Source organism: Flavobacterium cheongpyeongense (assembly GCF_003202435.1).
Lineage (GTDB): Bacteria > Bacteroidota > Bacteroidia > Flavobacteriales > Flavobacteriaceae > Flavobacterium > Flavobacterium cheongpyeongense.
In genome coordinates, this window is sequence record NZ_QJHK01000009.1 from 40,060 (window position 1) to 59,357 (window position 19,298).

Below are 19,298 nucleotides of genomic sequence, written 5' to 3' on the forward strand. Positions count from 1 at the left end.
AAATCAACTCAAAGAAAAATAATCATGATCAACATAAAACGAACTCATTCAGACGATATTGATTTTATAAATCTGGTTGCTTTATTGGATCAGGAGTTAGCAATTAGGGATGGCGACGATCACGCCTTTTACAATCAGTTTAATAAAACTGATAAAATAAAACATGCTCTTGTATATTTAGAAAATGGCGTTCCTGTTGGCTGCGGTGCTTTTCGCGAAAAAGAAACCGGAACAACAGAAATAAAAAGAATGTACGTACATCCGGATCACAGAAAAAAAGGTATTGCTTCTGCCATTTTAAAAGAACTCGAAATCTGGGCCAAAGAAGTTGGTTTTACGTATACCATTCTCGAAACCGGGAAAAAACAGCCTGAAGCCATCAACTTATATCAAAAATTAAATTACACTATAATTCCAAATTACCCGCCTTACGAAAAAATGGACAATAGTGTCTGCATGAAAAAGACTTTATAATAATGAAAATGACAGCCGAAGCATTACGCCAAAGTATAGGACAATTTTTCTTTCCAGCCGTATTTATCAACGATACCGAAGAGAATATCCGGGAAACTGAACGTCTCATAAAAGAACATCATATTGGCGGACTGACGTTTTTTCATAGTCGTGCAAGTGCGGCAACCAATTACGAAAGCAAGAACAAAGTTGTTTTTAATGATGACAGCTACGAAAAAATCAAAGCACTGATTGTTCGTTACCAAAAAGCAGCTTCTACACCACTTTTAATCAGTATTGATGCCGAGTGGGGTTTGGCCATGCGTATCGAAAAAACACCACAATATCCGTATGCAATTACGTTAGGTGCTTTACCGGAAAGTAAATCTGATTTGGTTTATGAAGTCGGAAAACAAATTGCTTTGGACTTAAAATCAGCTGGAATTCATTACAACTTATCGCCTTTGGCAGATATCAATAACAATCCGGAGAATCCCGTGATTGGGTATCGTTCTTTTGGTGAAAACAAAGAAAAAGTCGCTGATTTTGCCCTAGAATATTTAAAAGGAATGTCTGAAGTTGGGATTCTAGGCTGCCTGAAACACTTTCCCGGACACGGAAACACCAATGTCGATTCGCATTTAGGATTGCCGGTTTTAAAGGAGACTCTGGAAGAATTACTGGAAAACGAATTATACCCCTTCATCAAAGGAATCGAAAACAATGTCGATTCGATTATGATCGGTCATTTGGCGGTTCCGAGTTTAAACGGCGGAAAAGATACTTCGGCAACTTTATCAAAAGCGGTTATTCAGGACTTATTGCGTAATAAATTGGGTTACGATGGTTTAGTTATTTCTGATGCCTTAAACATGCACAGCGTTTCTAAATTATATGAAACAAAAGGCGAGCTGGAATGGGAAGCTTTTAATGCCGGAAATGATATTTTATGTTTCGCCGAAAATGTTCCCGAAGGAATCGAAGCGATCTATAAAAATGCTTCTCCGGATCGTATTTTTGAAAGCTTTGAAAGAATCCGGAGAGCCAAAAAAAAAGTAGGATTATTTTCAGATAACAATTTTACCTCGGGCGAATTGAATTTTGAGAATGCATCAAAATTAAATCTGGAAATAGCGCAAGACTCAATCACCAAGATCATTGATAACGGAATTTCAGTTTTAGCCACTAAAGCACAAAAAAACAACACATTAGCCAAATTAAGTTTATATAGGAATACAGAAAACACATTCTTTAAAACGTTAAACGCAAAATTACAATCTCCCGAATTTGCTTTTGAAAATCTGGAAAGTTCCCGTATTTCAGAAATTAAAAAGGAACTTGAAAATTTCGAAACCCTTATTATTTCATTATTCGTACCAAAGGCAAAACCTGCGCATAACTTTGAGATAAATGATGAAGTGCTGAATTTACTTTCTGAATTGCTAGAAACCAAAAAATGCCTCCTTTACGTATTTGGAAATCCCTATGTGTTACCCATAATTCCAAATCTGAAAAAAGCATCAGGCTTAATTCAGGTCTATCAGGATTTTGAGGCATTTCAAAAAACAGCAGCAAATCAATTATTAGAAAATACATCATGCAACGGAAAACTACCCATAAAAATTGATATTCAGTAAGTTAAAAGCGTGTATAGTCAAATCTTATTAACTTATAAATATTAATAATCACTTCTTATTGCAAATACCTTTACTTCTATCCTATTTTTGCAGCAGAAATAAATATTTAAACTTTAAAACGAAAAATATGTCTTTAGTAGGAAAAAAATTCCCAAGTATTGCAGTAGATGCTATCTCAGAAATGGGTGACAACTTAAAAATCAACATCTTTGAAGAAGCAGTAAACAACAACAAAAAAGTACTATTGTTCTGGTATCCAAAAGATTTTACTTTTGTATGTCCAACTGAATTACACGCCTTTCAAGCTGCATTACCAGAATTCGAGAAAAGAAATACAATCGTAATTGGAGCTTCATGTGATACAAACGAAGTACACTTTGCGTGGTTAAACACTCCAAAAAACAACGGTGGAATCGAAGGTGTAACGTATCCAATCTTAGCAGATACAAACCGTAACTTATCCAATATTTTAGGTATCCTTGACATCGAATCTACAAGCTACAGCGAAGATACTGACTCAGTGATTATCGAAGGCTCAAACGTAACTTACAGAGCGACTTACCTAATTGACGAAACCGGAAAAATCTTCCACGAAAGTGTCAACGATATGCCATTAGGACGTAACGTAAACGAATACTTAAGAATGGTTGATGCTTACACACACATCCAGACTAAAGGTGAAGTTTGTCCGGCAAACTGGGAAGCTGGTAAAGAAGCCATGTCTGCTGACAGAGTTAGTACTGCTGAATACTTAAGCGCAAACTAATTTGCAATAACAAACAATTTCAATGGCAATTTCAATATTCAATTCTGACTTTGCCATTGAATTTCAAAATTCCTTCAAAAAACAAACAATAATTTCAATTTGAATTCAATATCAATTGCTTAAAAAATTGATTTTTGACATTCAAATTGACATTGAAATTTTAAAACTATGTTAATCGACTTAAACGAAGATACGTTAGCAGATTTAGTTGCTAAAAACGAAAAAGTAGTAGTACAATATTCAGCTTCATGGTGTGGAAATTGCCGTATTATGAAACCAAAATTCAAAAAATTAGCCACAGAAAATGAAGCTATCACATTTGTTTTGGTTGACGCAGAAAATGCTCCTGAATCCAGAAAATTAGCCAATGTAAGCAATCTGCCTACTTTCGCTACTTTCGTAAACGGACAATTAGTTGGCGAAACACAGACGAACAAACAAGAAGTATTAATCGATCTGGTAAACGCTATTGCGTAAATAAATTGTTAGATTTTTAGACTATTAGATTTTTCGAATCTTATCTAAAAATCCAATCATCCCGTAATCTAAAAATCTAAAAAATGAAGTTACCTGTAATCAAGCATTTAACACAATTTATCGAAGAAAACGATCAGGATTATATCATCGAAACAATTGAAGTTCTGGAAGCTATGACCGAAATCCCTTCTCTGAAAGATGAAGAATTAGACGTAATTGGCGAATTGATTTCAAACATGTATGGCGCACTTGAAGTTCAAAAATTAGTAGCTCAGGGAACCGATAAAAAAGAAGCTTTAAATACGTTTATGAAACGTGTTTTAGGCTCAATCGATAAATAAACAGACCTCTTTCAAAAAGACAAAGAAGCGTTTCTGAATAAAGAGACGCTTTTTTTTATGCAACAAAATCATCGTTTGGGCGAGCCACCATTAGAAAAAGGTGCTACTTCACTTTGTCTGCATTCGCTCCTTTTCCTAATGCTGTCGGGCTGTCTGCGCTACTTCGGTAGCTTGCTTCCATCCCTCTCGCGGAAGAAAGAACATAGAGAAAAAAGGAAAGAATAAAGAATAAAGAGAATAGGCTAAAATTTTTCTCATTCTGAACGAGGGAGAAAGCTTTAGTACAAATAAGTTCTTTCGACACCGCTGAGACAGACATTGAAAATACTAAAATTTACAAATTTTCGTTATCTTAAAACTCACCTAATTGTCATCACAACCCCAAACAAATACTTTTAGATTCAAATTTTAATCCTTACTTTTGAACCTCATTTAATCTAAATAAAAAACATGGCTTCAATAACTTTAGGAGGAAATCCTGTAAATACATCAGGCGAATTACCGGCAGTAGGAACACAACTTGCTGATTTCAAATTAGTACAAAATGATTTATCAGTAGCTTCATTAAGCAGCTTCGCCGGTAAAAAATTAGTTTTAAATATTTTTCCAAGTATCGATACCGGAACTTGTGCCACTTCTGTTAGAAAATTCAATGAAAGTGCCAGCAATTTAGAAAACACAGCTGTACTTTGCATTTCTAAAGATTTGCCATTCGCCCAAAAACGTTTTTGTGGTGCTGAAGGTTTAGAAAATGTGGTAAACTTATCCGACTTTCAGGACGGGTCTTTCGGTAAAGCAAATGGATTAGACATTGTTGACGGACCGTTAAAAGGTTTGCTTTCAAGAGCAATTATCGTAGTTGATGCTGACGGAAAGGTGATACATACAGAACAAGTTGGCGAAATTGCAAACGAACCAAATTACGAAGCAGCTTTAGCAGCATTATAAGATCCCTAAATGGAATTTCAAAAAGACAATACTTTTGTTAAAGGCCGACTTAAAAGCGTGACATACGCTTTTAAGGGAGCTTTAAAATTAATCAGTACCGAACACAGTGTTATGGTACAGTTTTCTCTTGGAATATTAATGACTATTGCCGGTTTTTATTTTGACATTTCTCATGAGGAATGGCTTTTTCAAATCTTTTCAATTGGTCTTGTATTAAGTGTAGAAGGATTAAATACAGCTGTAGAAAAAGTAGCCGATTTTATTCACCCAAATTACCACGAGAAAATCGGATTTATTAAAGATATTGCTGCCGGAGCAGTATTTTTTGCCGCCATGACAGCAATAGCAATAGGCTTGATTATTTATATACCAAAATTTGTATAGGCAAAACAGGATACCCAAGAATGGCAAAAACAACCAAAAAAGAAACTACAGACAAAAAAAACGATCCAAAAGCTGACACTAAAAAGTTCTGGAAATTATCTAAACAGCAAAATTTTGTTTTAGGCTGCCTTTTGGTACTATTTTCTATTGCATTATTAGTTGCATTTATTTCTTTTTATATCAACGGTCAATGGCAGACTGATCAAAGTGCTGTTAGCCAACTGGATGACCGCACTGAAGTGGTGCAAAACTGGCTCGGAAAATTCGGAGCTTATCTTGCTGATTTAATTGTATATAAAGGATTTGGAATTGCTTCATTCATTTTTGTACGTCTTTTTTTCCTTACCGGATTATTTTTGGCCCTGGAAATGTCAACCAAAAAACTAAAAAACACCTGGTTCTGGGATTTATTTGCCATTATAATTGTTTCTATATTATTTGGATTTTTTGCCACATCTGCACCGGAATTAGGCGGTACAATTGGGTTTGAACTCAATTTATTCCTGCAGGATTATATCGGAAAAACAGGAACTTTACTCACACTGCTTTTCGGACTAATTGTTTATCTGATTTTTAAAATCAAAGTATCGCCTGAAAAAATCCAGTCTTATTTTGACTCTACCAAAAATGAATTAAAAACAGAATTAAACACTATTAAAACAGCTCAGGAACCTGAAAGTGCTTATAATTTAGAAGAATTTGCGATTGAGGAAGAAGATCCCGAATTAGACAATATCCATCTAAAAACAGTAGATACACGATTTGAAATCAACAAAGAGGCCTTAAAGCCTACTATTTCAAATGCATCCGAAATTGATTTGAATCCAATTTTAAAGCCGGTAGAGATGAACATCAATCCAGTATTGGAAACTCCTGTTCAGCATAACGAAGAATTTGTGATTGAAAAATCAGAAGAAGAGGATATTATCGAAGAAAATCTGGCATCACGTTTAGTGGCAGACTTCGGATTATTTGACCCTACACTGGATTTATCCAATTATAAATTCCCAACCATCGATTTATTAAAAGAATATTCAACTGGCGGAATTACAATTAATCAGGAAGAATTAGAAGAAAACAAAAACCGAATTGTTGATACACTTCGCAACTACAAAATTGAAATTGCGCAGATAAAAGCAACTGTGGGACCGTCCGTAACCTTATACGAAATTGTACCGGAAGCCGGAATCAGAATCTCAAAAATCAAGAGCTTAGAAGACGATATTGCATTGTCATTATCTGCTTTAGGAATCCGTATTATTGCGCCGATTCCCGGAAAAGGAACTATAGGTATTGAGGTTCCGAACAAGAACCCTACAATGGTTTCGATGAAAAGTGTTATTGGATCGGCTAAATTTCAGGAAGCAGAAATGGAACTTCCAATTGCTTTGGGAAAAACCATTTCGAATGAAACTTTTGTGGTCGATTTAGCCAAAATGCCCCATCTTCTGATGGCAGGAGCTACCGGACAAGGAAAATCGGTTGGGTTAAATGCTGTACTGACTTCCTTATTATACAAAAAACATCCGGCTGAAGTGAAATTTGTACTGGTGGATCCGAAAAAAGTCGAGCTTACACTTTTTAACAAAATTGAAAGACATTATTTAGCCAAGCTTCCCGACACCGAAGATGCGATTATTACTGACAATGCCAAAGTAGTGAATACCTTAAATTCACTTTGCGTTGAAATGGACAACCGTTATTCACTATTGAAGGATGCAATGGTGCGTAATATCAAAGAATACAATGAAAAATTCAAATCCAGAAAACTAAATCCGGAAGCGGGACACCGTTTTTTGCCTTACATCATCTTAGTTGTCGATGAGTTCGCTGATTTGATTATGACTGCCGGCAAAGAAGTGGAAATCCCGATTGCCCGTCTTGCCCAGTTAGCACGTGCGATAGGTATTCACCTGATTATTGCAACACAAAGACCGTCCGTAAATGTAATTACCGGTTTAATCAAAGCCAATTTCCCTGCAAGAATTGCTTTTAGGGTAACTTCAAAAATTGACTCCAGAACTATTCTGGATACTCAGGGAGCCGATCAGTTAATTGGTCGCGGAGATTTATTATATACAAACGGAAATGATGTCGTACGTGTTCAGTGTGCTTTCATTGATACTCCTGAGGTCGAAAAAATTACTGATTTTATTGGTTCACAAAAAGCGTATGCCACGGCTTATTTACTTCCGGAGTTTGTAGGAGAAGATACTGGCATCAATCTTGATATGGATATTTCCGAAAGAGATACTTTATTTAGAGAGGCGGCAGAAATTATTGTCAATGCACAACAGGGTTCTGCTTCATTACTTCAAAGAAAATTAAAATTAGGCTACAACAGGGCAGGTCGTCTGATCGACCAACTGGAAGCAGCAGGCATTGTAGGGCCTTTTGAAGGCAGTAAAGCCCGAACTGTAAATATCTTAGATTTAAGTGCTCTTGACCAATTTTTTAATAATGAACAAAATTAATTCCATCATGAAAACGAAAATTCAGGAAATCACAAACAATTCTATCATGAAAATGACTAAAAAGTGTCTGCAAATGGCAATTTTATTGCTTTTGAGTTTTACTTCTATTCAGGCTCAGGATAAAAAAGCCAAAGATTTATTGAACCAGGTAACCACAAAAATAAAAAGCTACAACAATATTTCAATTGATTTTAAATATTCTTTAAATAACGCTAAAGAAAATATTAATCAGGACAGCAAAGGAAATGTAATCATGAAAGGCAATCAATATGTATTGAATTTCATGGGCGTTACCAAAATATTTGACGGACAAAAGACATACACGATTGTTCCGGAAGACGAAGAGGTTACGATTTCTAAAGTAAATGAGAAAGACGACAACGCTATTACGCCTTCAAAAATGCTTACTTTTTTTAATTCCGGATACAAATATAATATGGATATCGTTCAAAATGTTAAAGGAAGAAAAATCCAATATATCAAATTAGTGCCAAACAGCGGAAAAGATCAGCGAAAAGAAATTCTGTTAGGTATTGATGTACAGACCAAACATATTTACAATTTGATTGAAACAGGAAAAAACGGAACAAAAACAACTTTAACCGTTAATTCTTTTAAAACCAATCAGCCATTGTCAAAAAATCAATTTACCTTTGTAGCGAGTAAATACCCGAAATACTACATCAATAAATTAGATTAATTACAAGGTTGAAAATTTTAGACAAATACTTATTAAAAACATTCCTGATTACATTTACTACGGTATTTGTAATCCTTTTTTTTATATTCATACTTCAGACCGTCTGGCTTTTTATTTCTGAACTCGCCGGAAAAGACCTGGATTTGATATTAGTTGTAAAGTTCCTGCTTTTCTCAATGCCAAGGATTATACCGCTTGTTTTACCTTTATCGGTTTTATTGGCTTCGATCATGACTTTTGGTAATCTGGCTGAAAACTATGAGTTTGCAGCCATGAAATCTTCGGGTATTTCCCTTCAGCGTGCCATGAGAGTACTCATCATTTTTATATTTTTATTAAGCATTGTTGCTTTCTGGTTTTCTAATAATGTCATTCCTTTTGCCGAATATAAATTTGTTAATTTCCGAAAAAACATCGCTCAGGCCAAACCTGCAATGGCCATAGCCGAGGGGCAATTTAATGATGTTGGTTTTTATAATATTAAGGTAAATAAAAAATCCGGAGAAAACGGCAATATCTTAACAGGTGTTACCATCCATGAAAAGCCTTCCAATATGGGAGAAAACAAAACGGTTATAAAAGCCAAAAACGGTAAATTAGTAAGCAGCGAAAAGTCCAGTATTTTAAAGCTGGTACTTAACGACGGTTATTACTATCAGGATGTTACTCCAAAAAAATACGAAGACAGGGCTAAATTACCTTTTGTAAAAGGAGCCTTTAAAAGACAAATCATCAATATAGATTTATCAGAATTAAACAAAACGGATACTGAAAACGACAACATTAACAGTACCAGTAGCATGCTAAATGTAAACGAATTGCGCTACACACTAGATTCACTGAATAAAAACAGGGATAATGAAGTGGTTTCTTTTACTGAAAATATAAACCAACGGACAGGACTGTCCAAATTCACTACAGTTATAAAAGAAAAAAAGAAAAAAAAGGCATTGCCTAACAATCTTTTATCACTTTATACTACCAAACAAAAAAAGGCGATTTTAGATATGGCAAGCAGTAATATGACAAGCACGCTGTATTCTATCGAATCGACTCAAAAGGAATTAAAAGACAAACAGCGGGATATCAATAAGCACCTAACGGCACTTTATGAAAAGTTTGTTATTGCTTTTGCCTGCTTTTTAATGTTTTTTATCGGTGCGCCTTTGGGAGCGATTATCCGAAAAGGAGGACTTGGCTTACCTATTGTATTTGCGGTTTTAATCTTTATTACTTTTCATTTCATCAATACTTTTGGAAAAAGATTATCACAAGAAGGCGGCATGACTCCGTTTCTGGGAGCCTGGATGTCTTCGATTATATTATCTCCACTAGCAATTTTATTGACCTATCGTGCTACAAACGACAATGGCTTAGTCAATTTTGATGCAATAACAACTCCTGTTCAACAACTATTTCAAAAAATTTCCGAGCGATTTTTCCCTGCTCAAAAACAATAATACTATGTCAACAAAAATACAACTCAATACCATTGAAGAAGCTATAGAGGATATTCGTCAGGGTAAAGTTATCATTGTAGTCGATGATGAAGATCGCGAAAATGAAGGTGATTTCCTGGCTGCAGCCGAAAAAACAACTCCGGAAATGATCAACTTTATGGCGACTCACGGCCGTGGGCTAATTTGTGCGCCACTGACAGAAAGCCGTTGCAAAGAACTTGATTTGCGCGCGATGGTGACCAATAATACCGATCATATGGAAACTGCCTTTACAGTTTCTGTTGATTTAAAAGGGAATGGCGTTACCACAGGAATTTCTGCCGCTGACAGGGCAAAGACAGTTTTATCACTGGTAGATCAAAATACGAAACCGCATGAATTAGCCCGCCCGGGACATATTTTTCCTTTAGTTGCCAAACAAGGTGGTGTTTTAAGAAGAACAGGTCATACAGAAGCTGCGATCGATTTTGCCAGATTAGCCGGTTTTAAACCTGCAGGGGTTATTTGTGAAATCCTGAATGAAGACGGAACGATGGCACGTTTGCCACAATTGGTTGAAGTTGCCAAAAAATTCAATCTGAAATTGGTTTCTATTGAAGATTTAGTCGCCTACAGAATGCAACACGACAGTCTGATCGTTAAAAAAGAAGATTTTGATATCGAAACCCGTTTTGGCACTTTCAGATTAAGAGCTTACGAACAAACCACTAATAAACAAATACATATTGCCTTAACCAAAGGAACGTGGAATTTAGGCGAATCCATCTTAACCCGAATCCATTCTTCTCAGGTTAATAATGACTTATTGGGTACTCTAACCAATAATGTCGATCAGCAATTGGATGATATGTTTAAAATCATCAATGAAGACGGTAAAGGTGCCGTTATTTTTATTAATCAGGACATGACTGCTGTAAACTTATTAAACAGAATTTCTGAATTAAAAGCCTTGCAGGCAGAAGGAACTATGAAAGCTCCTAAAGTCGTTATAGATACGAAAGATTATGGTATTGGTGCCCAGATTTTACATGATCTTGATATTTCAAAAATTAAACTGGTTTCTAATACCCAGCAAACCAAACGTGTGGGAATGATTGGTTACGGTCTGGAAATTACAGAATACGTAAACTATTAATATGGGTACTTTAGAAGAAAGAATCATTAAGTCTGAAACACATATTTTCAAGGCCGTTTTTCCGAGTACCACCAATCATTACGACACTTTATTTGGAGGCACGGCGCTTCACCTTATGGATGAAGTAGCTTTTATCTGTGCGACACGATTCAGCCGAAAGAAGGTGGTGACTATTTCTACCGGCCAAATTGATTTTAAAAAAGCAATTCCGGCCGGCACTTTAATCGAATTAGTTGCAAAAGTGGATAGTGTTGGAAGAACAAGCTGCAAAATTCATGTTGATATTTTCATGGAGCAAATGTATTCAGAACTTCGCGAAACGGTAGTTTCAGGAACTTTTTCGTTTGTTGCCGTAGATGAAAACAAAAAACCAACGCCGATTTTAGACGATTTAGAATAATTTTTTAAAATTTACACTTTCGTAAACACTGATAATTAGACACTTGAAAATCTATCAAAAAAAGTTCTAAAAAAGTTTCCAAAACCGAAAAAGCGTCTTATATTTGCACTCGCAATCAGTAAATGATGGCAACATACTGGAGAAATGGCAGAGCGGTCGAATGCGGCAGTCTTGAAAACTGTTGACTGTAACAGGTCCGGGGGTTCGAATCCCTCTTTCTCCGCCAGTAGAAGTTTCAAAAGAAACTTTAAAAGTCAAAAGCCTTTAAATACAAGTATTTAAAGGCTTTTTCGTTTTTTGTCACTTGTCAAAAAACACATATATTATCAAAGTACGGTGACCCTATGAGTGACCCCTATTTTTTTTCGCAAAAAAAAGCAAAAAAAGGGTCACTAAAAAAAGTGAATTGCCCGGGAATTCCCTGAAAACACTACAAACTTTCAGCGATTTTAAATCAATTTGATTATTAATTTAAAATTGTGAGTTATGTTAAAAGTAATTTTTTATCTCAAAGCAGGTAAATTCAACAAAAGTGGAGAATCTCCAATTTATGCCCGCATTTCGTACAAGAAGCAATCCATAACGATGGCGGCGGGTAAATCGATCTTAAAAGAAAGATGGCAATTTACTGACAACCTAAGAAGTGTTCTAAAACTTGAAAAAGAAAAGGTTATTAAGAATGCCCTGGATCTTTTTCTTCTTGGTATGGAGAAGAAGTTCAATGAACTTCTTAAAATTGATCAGGATTTTTCATTGCAATTACTCAAAGATGAATTTAAAGGAGAAACAGCCGTAAAAGAAGATTCTGTAAGCATAATCGAAATTATGAACAGGCATAATGAGTTCTTTAAAAGAAAGGTTGATGCCGGAGAGCGATCAAAGGCTTCCTACCAGAAATATGAACGTGCAAAAGATTTGCTTATCACATTTATGACAAAACAGTATGGAATACAAGATATTTCTTTGTCAGAAGTGAACAGTGCCTATGTTTACAATCTTGAGGCTTTTCTTAAATATGACAGCAGCTTTAAAGGCAAAATAGGCATTCAAAATAACTCGGTAGTCAAATACATGCGCATGTACAAAACAGCATGTAAATACAGCATCAGAATGGGTATAATAGACAAAGACCCTTTTAATGTTTATGATGGTAAACTGCATGTCACAGATGCTATATTTCTTACTCAGGAAGAATTAAATTTAATTGAAAACAAGAAATTTTCAGTTAAACGCCTAGAAAAGGTTAAAGATGTTTTTCTGTTTAGCTGTTATACGGGATATGCACCTGTAGATGCCGCTAACCTTACATCCAATAACATATCTTCGGATGGAAATGATAATCTTTGGATTATGACCAATAGGGCAAAAACAGCAATTAGGGCAAATGTCCCTATTCTTCCTCCCACCTTGGCGATTATTAATAAATACAGAAACATGCAAATTGGACTGATCCCAAAGTTATCTAATCAAAAAATGAATGCTTATCTAAAGGAAATTGCTGATTTGTGCGGTATCGATAAACACCTCACTTGGTATGTAGCGAGACATACGTTTGCAACAACCGTGACTTTAGGTAATGGAATAAGAATAGAGAATGTTTCAGCAATGATGGGACATACTAATATTAAACAAACCCAGCATTATGCTAAGGTACTGGATATGAATATCATGGAAGATATGTCAAAATTAAAACAAAAGTATACTTGAACAATTAGCCAGTTAAACACTGACTAGACTACTATTAAAAAGGCAAAAGAATTCACAATTGAATCCTTTTGCCTTTGTATTGAAATAGAATCTTATCTTACTTGTAGAAGTACAATCAATAATAATCACGGTTCGTTTTCGCTAAGTATTTTTTCTATTTTGCTTGATTCATACAAGTAAATATCACCTAATTTAGTATAAGGAAGTATACCCGTTTGACGGTATTTAATGATTGTATTATTTGAGAGTCCAAATATTTTCTTTAAATCTTCATTTCTATAATATCGTAAACTGTCTTTTGTATTGTTTCCTTTTATTTTTGAATCTATTTTTTCTAGTCTGGCATATAAAGGATCTAGCAATTGTTTGATTGCTAATATATAGGACATTTTAGTTTTGTTATCTTCTTTAGACATAATAGTTAATTTTTAGTATTGCATTTTAAGTGATACAGATTACCAGCAAATTAATTTTTCTCTCCGTTTTTCAAGTATAACAATAATATTCTCAAGAAATCTTATTTGCTTGTCTTTATAGGTAAATCCTTTTGACTCAGAAAACTGTTTACTTATAGTATCTATGTTTGTTTGAAGCCCTGAATCTCCTATATATGTAAAATTATTTTCTATAAAAAGCTGAATTTTGCTTCTATTACACTTCTGATTAAGGTCATCAAAAAATAAAATTTTCTCATCCATAAGAATATAAAAAAGTTGTGCCAAATCGCTCTTATTGAAATTAGAACTGCACTTCTCTTGTGCTAAGGCATTAAGTGACGAATTCCTTTTACTAAGGTTAGGTTTATTTTTTTCTAAAAACCTTTCTATTTCTTGCATCCTCCCATACAATTTTGAAACCGCATCGGGAAGTTCTTCAAAAGCAAACTTCTTCATAACATAAACTTTTTTTGCAATTTTACTTCTATATCAATGTCACTAAGAATTGAAATAAATCGTACTCCTTTGGTTTCTATTGCGTTTTGGAAGATAACTTATATAACCATACTCATTTAGCTCACGAATGCATTTATGATAGGTTACAGGCCCCGTTATCTTGGCTAGCTTCATGATTTCATACCTATAGACCTCAATAGGATTAACAAAACCCTTTTCAGCCCTAAATTGAAGCAATGCCGCATATATACCAATATGAGTGATACTAATACGGTAATCTTTTTCTATTGCCTTAAAGAAATCAGATAAAGGTTTTAATGTTTTCATTATTTCCTAGATTATCAGCTTACACGCATACCATTTCTTGTGGAATGATTCACCTGTTGACTCTCATTTGTCTTTTGCTGCTGTTTTACAGTTTCCATTGTTTTATTCCCCAATGCTGTTGATAGCGTAATTTTTCTTGAGTGCTCGTCATAAATATTTACTGATTTAAACTGAGGATTAGCTTCAATATAAAACCGATGTTCATTTCCATTTTTAATCAAGGTTACAGGCAGCCTATTTCCTTGTTTTAAATCATCCTTTAATTTATCGGCTTGAGTTTTATTGTTTAATTCCTTTAAAGGAAGTTGCTGTACGGCTTTTTCAAGATCATAACCGTATCCGGAATAAAATTCTTTGATTCTATGATTGCCGCTAGCATCTTTGTCGTTAAGATCTAGTTGCATCCAGGATTTTTCCTTTTGAACCGCTCGTCCTGACAACAAATTATAAGCCTGTGTTGTGTCAACAGAATTCCCTTCCTGTAATTTGAAATATTGACTTCTATTTTCTTCAGGTTTTAACTCATTATTTAGACTAGCTGTATAACCTTCAAATTGATACTGTCCGCTTTGGTCTTTAACAAAAGAAAGCTCATGATCCAGTCGTTCTTTTTCGTTGATGTAATAGGAAACCGGAATAGTAAATTGCTGGTGACCTTGTTTGATTTGTTGATCAATTTGATTTGACAAATCTCTAAAACCAATACGCTGCACTTGATCGCACAGCGCTTGGTTATTCTTCTGCTCTTCTTTTACATCCTTACGCACTGCAATTTGATCTATAAGCGGTGCGACAACTAGTTTACGAATGAGTCTTACCAATAAATTAGGATAAAGCTGTTTTAGAATCTTGTCCTTTTCCTGCTTGAGCATCTGCAAAGCAAAACGTTCCTCAATATTTTTGCTGCCCTTATATTTTGTTCCAATTCGCTCGTAATGATGCAGCTTTTCTTTGATCAGTGACCTATTATTGGAAAGACTAAAATTAAACAGTTTACTAAAACGCTCTTCCCTGGAGCGCCACTGGTTCAATTCCATCTCTACTCTGTTTATGGGAAGTTGTTCGTTCATCATTACTGATTACATGGATTGACTTTTCTTTTTCTTCTTAGCTTCCTTTGGCACTTCAGGTCCATCATCATCGGCTGTTTGGTTTTGTTTTTTGCTGCTCTGCTTTTCTGAGGTCTGCTGGCTTTCGGATTGTTTTTCTTCCTGAGCTTTACGATTGTCAATCCTTTTCATATTATTATCATAGATATTAATTGTTTTGAATTGCGGGCTGGCTTCAATATACTGCTTGATCTCATTACCTCCTTTTTGGAAAGTAGCCGATTGCAGGTTTCCCTTTTTCAAAGAATTTATCAAGTCTTCTTTGTATTTTGGGGTTTCCAGTTCTTTAATCGGATGTTTGGAGAGTGCTGCTTCTAAATCATAGCCGTAATTCTGATGGTAATGGTTTAGTTTAAAGTTTCCATTAGATTCGGATTGCTTAAAATCGATTTGAACCCAAGAATTGTAAATTTCTCCTTCCTTATTAGTAAGATCTTTATTTACTGATCTGCCTTCCATAAGATTGTAAGCCTCTTTCATGGTGATGTTGCTGCCTTTATTGATATAAAAGGTTTGCTCCAAATTTTCTTTGGAATTCTCTTTTTGCAATTCCACTTTATAAGAATTAAAGAAATACAGATCACTTTCTTTTGACTTATTGAAATTTAACGTAGCTGTAGCAGTATCATTACCATATTGCGCATTATGCGTCAAAGTGAAATTAGGTTCTTCCTTTTGCATTTTTTCTTTTAATTCAGACTCTAATGTATCTCCAAAACCAGTGTACTTTAACTGGTCGCGTAAGTATTCAAAATTTTTCTCGTTCATGATTTCAATTTTTTAATTATTAAATAGTTTATAGTTTGGGAAGTACAGTCACCTGTACCAGTTTTGTATTCTTGACATGTTCTTCTAAATGTCTGCCGCCATTTTTTTCCATGAGCTGTATGGCTAAATATTTTTTTTCCGGAATTGTAAATTTTGGTAGCGCAAACACAAAGATGTTTTCTGCTTCAGCTTGAATTTTATCAACTTCATTCAGGATATAAATTGGTTTAATTTCGATTTCCTGTGAAGCAGTACGTTTTATTTTTTTAGTGTCGCGAATAAAAAAACGAAGCTGGTCTATCTCATAATTGATTTTAGAATTGTTGGTTATCTTTATCCTGTAATACATTACTTCGTCACGAATAAAAATTCCATTGAGCCTAAAATCAATATCGTATTTACTTTCCTTTTGACCTCGCAGCTTTTTTTTGTCGTATAGCGCTAATTTTGAATATTCCTCAATATCCTGATCATTAATAATTTCATCTGAAAAATAAATTTCCTGTCCATCGGGCTTAGTTTTATTAAGGGTAAGATTCAGCTGCGCAAACTCTTCGTCATAGTTTATTACAAAAGAATAGAGTTTCCCGTCTGCAGTAACTACGGTAAGATTAGTTTGGAAAAATCCTTTTTGGGCCGCCTTGATCTGAAGAATGTTTTCGAGACCTTTCGCTTTTTGTACCAGTATATCGGGACTTCCTTTATCAACGCTTCTTATAGCAAAAGGAAATACAATATTGGTCGTTTTTGAATAGGCTATCATTAAAGAGTCCGATTCCGTTTTGGATAAATGGTTTTTACTTAATTGCTGTGCTAATACACCGATGGTCATAAATAATAAATAACCCATCACCAATAGTTTAAAATTTTTCATCTGTATCATTTTTAGTTTTTAATTGGAATCATTTTGTTTCTGTTTTTCATCACGCAGCAGTACTTTATACCCCGCTTTTACAACTACTTTAACTAGTTTTACTTTTTTACTTAGCAGGCTTTTAGCCGCTTCAATTCCCGCTCCAGCCGCCTGAGCTCCCCAGGAATCGTCTAGTGATGCAACTCCTAAAGTTTGCATGGAGCGATCAGCGGATGCTTTGGCGACATCACGATTAATGGCTCCCGGAATATATATACCAACAAGTCCATCCATGTCGTAAACAGACAAATCCACCGGAAATAAGGAGTTGTTGTATCTAATACTACTAATGTTGATTGTCAGCCTTTCTCCCTTTAACGAAGCTGTTCCAAACAAAAAATTGTCTTTTGGAATTTTAATGCCATTTATAAATATGTCATTCATGAGTCGGAATTTAACTGTCGAGCCATTTACAATTGTTTGTGTTTCATGAATAATGGCTTCTACAGCATTCTGCATTGAATCATCATTTTCGAGTTCGTCTAAAGAGTAAAAACCATTCTGTTTATACTCAGAACTGTTCATTGTTTTGCTTTGTAAAGAAGAAACAGGATCTTCATACGCTTTGGTGGAAATAGTAAAGACTTGTCCACGCTGAGCCTCGGAAGCTTTTTTCAATTTTTCTTGCACTCTGTTGGGATGTTGGATATCCAAAATACTCTCGAGCATTCCACCGAGCTGTTGTAGTTCCGGATCCTGACTTTCCTGCTCTTCATTCATGGATTGCATCATTTGTTCGAGCCTGTCCACATCATTGGAATGCAGCGAGGTTTCATTCGATTTTGCAATTTTTACATAATCTTTATTTTGCTCCGGAACTGCTACTGGTGTATTTATTGCTTTTTGCAATGCTTCCAATTTTTGATGTACTTTTTCTTCGTTTGGATCGCGATAAACAGATTTATTTAAACCATGTCGCTCTTTTCTCTGAGTAACAGCACTGCTGTCTTCGGTTGAATCAATCTGAAAAGACTGGCTCAAATAGTTGGGATCTTTTTTAATAAGTTCATCAAGCTTTGCTGAATCAAGTGCAGCCAGATCGTAATAATTCATTTTATCCATTGGAAGTCCTTCTTTCAGGTTCGCATTGGGAAGTTTTAGATTAAAACCTTTTTGCTGTGGTGCTGCTGAGTTGGCAGCATCCATTTTTCCACCTCCCAATGCCCAAAATATGGCAGTTAGAAATGGCAAAGCCAATATTGGCAGTACCAAGAGCATCTTACGATGTTTTAAGGCCTTTAATGATTTTGTGTTTTGTTCCATGATATTAATTTTTAAGATGTGAGTAATAATAATTTTCTATTATTGTTAAACTGTCCAGAAGTCCGGGACGATTTAATACAATGCTGTCATGCGTTTTTTTCCCTGTCGGACTGCGCCCCAAACTATCCATATACCTACGAAAACTTGTGATTTTTTCAAATTCAGTTTCGCTAATAATTGTATTGAGTTCAAGAGGCTTTTCTTTTGTGGGTACCAGATTGGTTGGTTTGGTAATCGGGGTTACTGTTATATTTCTATTTTTATTACCTGAAAAACTATTAACAATCAGGTATATACTGCAGCTAGTTGTAAATACTGTAAAACACAACAGAATCACAATCCAGTTAAGACGTGTAAAATGAGCTGTTTTGCGTTCCAGCCAATTGGCGCATTTATACTGCAATCGCAGATTAGCCTGGTCAAACTTTTGCCATAGATTATTTTTAGCAGTTGCAAGAACATCGCTTTTTTTGCTATTTCGTTTAAAAAATAGTTTCATGATGTACAGCTTTATTATTTTCTATTTTCAGTACTTATGTCCAGATTCTCAATAGTATTCCAGCGCTCGATTAAAAAGCCATGCGGGTTGTTGTCACTTCTCGATACATTGCGAAGGTTGCCTTCTGTTATAAGGTTTCGATGTGCAATACTGGTGGTACGAATGATATTTTGAGTAGCATAACATCGGAATTCATACGGATAGTTGTTAAGGTCAATAGTCACACTGTCAATCTGTATCGTCTGGCTGACGTTCCCTGATATAATGCCGGAGTAATAACCGTTTTCCTTTAAATCGTCATAGACCCGTTTGGCACTGTCATCCGCCAGATAAAGAGCCTTTGTTACATTGCTTTTAATGACTTTATCATCCGGGTCAAGTGTAAAAAACAGCTTATGAAACGTTTTTACATGATCCCTTGCCTCTACAGGTATATTGTCTTTTCGGTCCGAAGCATAGGCTTCCAGCGCCTTTCCGTTAGCCAGTATATAAACCTTGTTCTGCATTTGAGATACAAGCGCAAAACTTTTATAAAGTGAAAAGCAGCTAATCAGGATACATCCTATAATGACCAGCAGGGTAAAACCACGAACATGCCGAAAGGCAGTGTCAATATTTTTCATTTTGCTAAACATAAACTTTGA

General features: G+C 35.1%; 22 protein-coding genes and 1 tRNA gene. 14 read left to right on the forward strand and 9 right to left on the reverse strand.

Going from position 1 to position 19,298, the window contains the following annotated elements; translation table 11 throughout:
• Nucleotides 1-24: 24 nt before the first annotated feature.
• The 14 genes from DMB65_RS11540 to DMB65_RS11610 all read left to right on the forward strand — a co-directional run bounded on the left by DMB65_RS11540 (nt 25) and on the right by DMB65_RS11610 (nt 12,882).
• Nucleotides 25-474, forward strand: a complete 450-nt coding sequence (locus DMB65_RS11540) for a GNAT family N-acetyltransferase (RefSeq protein WP_110306806.1) — start codon at nt 25-27, stop codon at nt 472-474.
• Nucleotides 475-476: 2 nt separating this feature from the next.
• On the forward strand, nt 477-2,090 hold the full coding sequence (locus DMB65_RS11545; RefSeq protein WP_110306807.1) for a glycoside hydrolase family 3 protein: 1,614 nt from the start codon (nt 477-479) through the stop codon (nt 2,088-2,090).
• Nucleotides 2,091-2,217: 127 nt separating this feature from the next.
• Nucleotides 2,218-2,856, forward strand: a complete 639-nt coding sequence (locus tag DMB65_RS11550; RefSeq protein WP_110306808.1) for a peroxiredoxin — start codon at nt 2,218-2,220, stop codon at nt 2,854-2,856.
• 168 nt (nt 2,857-3,024) lie between these two features.
• Nucleotides 3,025-3,333, forward strand: a complete 309-nt coding sequence (locus DMB65_RS11555) for a thioredoxin family protein (RefSeq protein ID WP_031453681.1) — start codon at nt 3,025-3,027, stop codon at nt 3,331-3,333.
• An 83-nt stretch (nt 3,334-3,416) separates the two neighbouring features.
• The gene (locus DMB65_RS11560; RefSeq protein WP_008462029.1) at nt 3,417-3,674 is read left to right on the forward strand and encodes a DUF6952 family protein; all 258 of its coding nucleotides are present in this window, start codon (nt 3,417-3,419) and stop codon (nt 3,672-3,674) included.
• 450 nt (nt 3,675-4,124) lie between these two features.
• On the forward strand, nt 4,125-4,622 hold the full coding sequence (gene tpx / locus DMB65_RS11570) for a thiol peroxidase (RefSeq protein ID WP_110306810.1): 498 nt from the start codon (nt 4,125-4,127) through the stop codon (nt 4,620-4,622).
• A gap of 9 nt (nt 4,623-4,631) precedes the next feature.
• On the forward strand, nt 4,632-5,006 hold the full coding sequence (locus tag DMB65_RS11575; RefSeq protein WP_110306811.1) for a diacylglycerol kinase: 375 nt from the start codon (nt 4,632-4,634) through the stop codon (nt 5,004-5,006).
• 20 nt (nt 5,007-5,026) lie between these two features.
• A complete protein-coding gene (locus DMB65_RS11580; RefSeq protein WP_110306812.1) occupies nt 5,027-7,480 on the forward strand; it encodes a DNA translocase FtsK in 2,454 nt (817 codons plus the stop codon).
• Nucleotides 7,481-7,487: 7 nt separating this feature from the next.
• Nucleotides 7,488-8,180, forward strand: a complete 693-nt coding sequence (locus DMB65_RS11585; RefSeq protein ID WP_110306915.1) for a LolA family protein — start codon at nt 7,488-7,490, stop codon at nt 8,178-8,180.
• A gap of 8 nt (nt 8,181-8,188) precedes the next feature.
• Nucleotides 8,189-9,640, forward strand: coding sequence for an LptF/LptG family permease (locus DMB65_RS11590; RefSeq protein ID WP_110306813.1), 1,452 nt, complete (start codon nt 8,189-8,191; stop codon nt 9,638-9,640).
• A 4-nt stretch (nt 9,641-9,644) separates the two neighbouring features.
• Entirely contained in the window at nt 9,645-10,775 is a 1,131-nt protein-coding gene (ribB, locus tag DMB65_RS11595) for a 3,4-dihydroxy-2-butanone-4-phosphate synthase (RefSeq protein WP_110306814.1), read from the forward strand.
• Between the two features lies 1 nt (nt 10,776).
• The gene (locus DMB65_RS11600; RefSeq protein ID WP_110306815.1) at nt 10,777-11,175 is read left to right on the forward strand and encodes an acyl-CoA thioesterase; all 399 of its coding nucleotides are present in this window, start codon (nt 10,777-10,779) and stop codon (nt 11,173-11,175) included.
• Between the two features lie 138 nt (nt 11,176-11,313).
• Nucleotides 11,314-11,401, forward strand: a tRNA-Ser gene (locus DMB65_RS11605).
• Between the two features lie 260 nt (nt 11,402-11,661).
• A complete protein-coding gene (locus DMB65_RS11610) occupies nt 11,662-12,882 on the forward strand; it encodes a site-specific integrase (protein ID WP_110306816.1) in 1,221 nt (406 codons plus the stop codon).
• A 125-nt stretch (nt 12,883-13,007) separates the two neighbouring features.
• On the opposite strand, the gene DMB65_RS11615 is transcribed toward DMB65_RS11610, so the two are convergent.
• Genes DMB65_RS11615 through traK form a run of 9 tightly spaced genes read right to left on the reverse strand, consistent with a single transcriptional unit; the run spans nt 13,008 to nt 19,289 of the window.
• The gene (locus DMB65_RS11615) at nt 13,008-13,298 is read right to left on the reverse strand and encodes a helix-turn-helix domain-containing protein (RefSeq protein WP_110306817.1); all 291 of its coding nucleotides are present in this window, start codon (nt 13,296-13,298) and stop codon (nt 13,008-13,010) included.
• A gap of 39 nt (nt 13,299-13,337) precedes the next feature.
• The gene (locus tag DMB65_RS11620; protein WP_110306818.1) at nt 13,338-13,775 is read right to left on the reverse strand and encodes a hypothetical protein; all 438 of its coding nucleotides are present in this window, start codon (nt 13,773-13,775) and stop codon (nt 13,338-13,340) included.
• Nucleotides 13,776-13,817: 42 nt separating this feature from the next.
• Nucleotides 13,818-14,102: a hypothetical protein gene (locus tag DMB65_RS11625; protein ID WP_110306819.1), complete on the reverse strand. Its 285-nt coding sequence runs from the start codon at nt 14,100-14,102 to the stop codon at nt 13,818-13,820.
• A 14-nt stretch (nt 14,103-14,116) separates the two neighbouring features.
• Nucleotides 14,117-15,139, reverse strand: coding sequence for a hypothetical protein (locus DMB65_RS11630; RefSeq protein WP_110306820.1), 1,023 nt, complete (start codon nt 15,137-15,139; stop codon nt 14,117-14,119).
• A 42-nt stretch (nt 15,140-15,181) separates the two neighbouring features.
• Nucleotides 15,182-15,979 (reverse strand): hypothetical protein, encoded by a 798-nt coding sequence (locus DMB65_RS11635; RefSeq protein ID WP_110306821.1) that lies wholly within the window; start codon nt 15,977-15,979, stop codon nt 15,182-15,184.
• A gap of 28 nt (nt 15,980-16,007) precedes the next feature.
• Nucleotides 16,008-16,853, reverse strand: coding sequence for a conjugative transposon protein TraN (gene traN / locus DMB65_RS11640; RefSeq protein WP_110306822.1), 846 nt, complete (start codon nt 16,851-16,853; stop codon nt 16,008-16,010).
• Nucleotides 16,854-16,871: 18 nt separating this feature from the next.
• Nucleotides 16,872-18,155 (reverse strand): conjugative transposon protein TraM, encoded by a 1,284-nt coding sequence (gene traM, locus DMB65_RS11645; RefSeq protein ID WP_110306823.1) that lies wholly within the window; start codon nt 18,153-18,155, stop codon nt 16,872-16,874.
• Between the two features lie 4 nt (nt 18,156-18,159).
• Entirely contained in the window at nt 18,160-18,654 is a 495-nt protein-coding gene (locus DMB65_RS11650; RefSeq protein ID WP_110306824.1) for a hypothetical protein, read from the reverse strand.
• Nucleotides 18,655-18,668: 14 nt separating this feature from the next.
• Nucleotides 18,669-19,289: a conjugative transposon protein TraK gene (traK, locus tag DMB65_RS11655; RefSeq protein WP_110306825.1), complete on the reverse strand. Its 621-nt coding sequence runs from the start codon at nt 19,287-19,289 to the stop codon at nt 18,669-18,671.
• Nucleotides 19,290-19,298 lie beyond the last annotated feature (9 nt).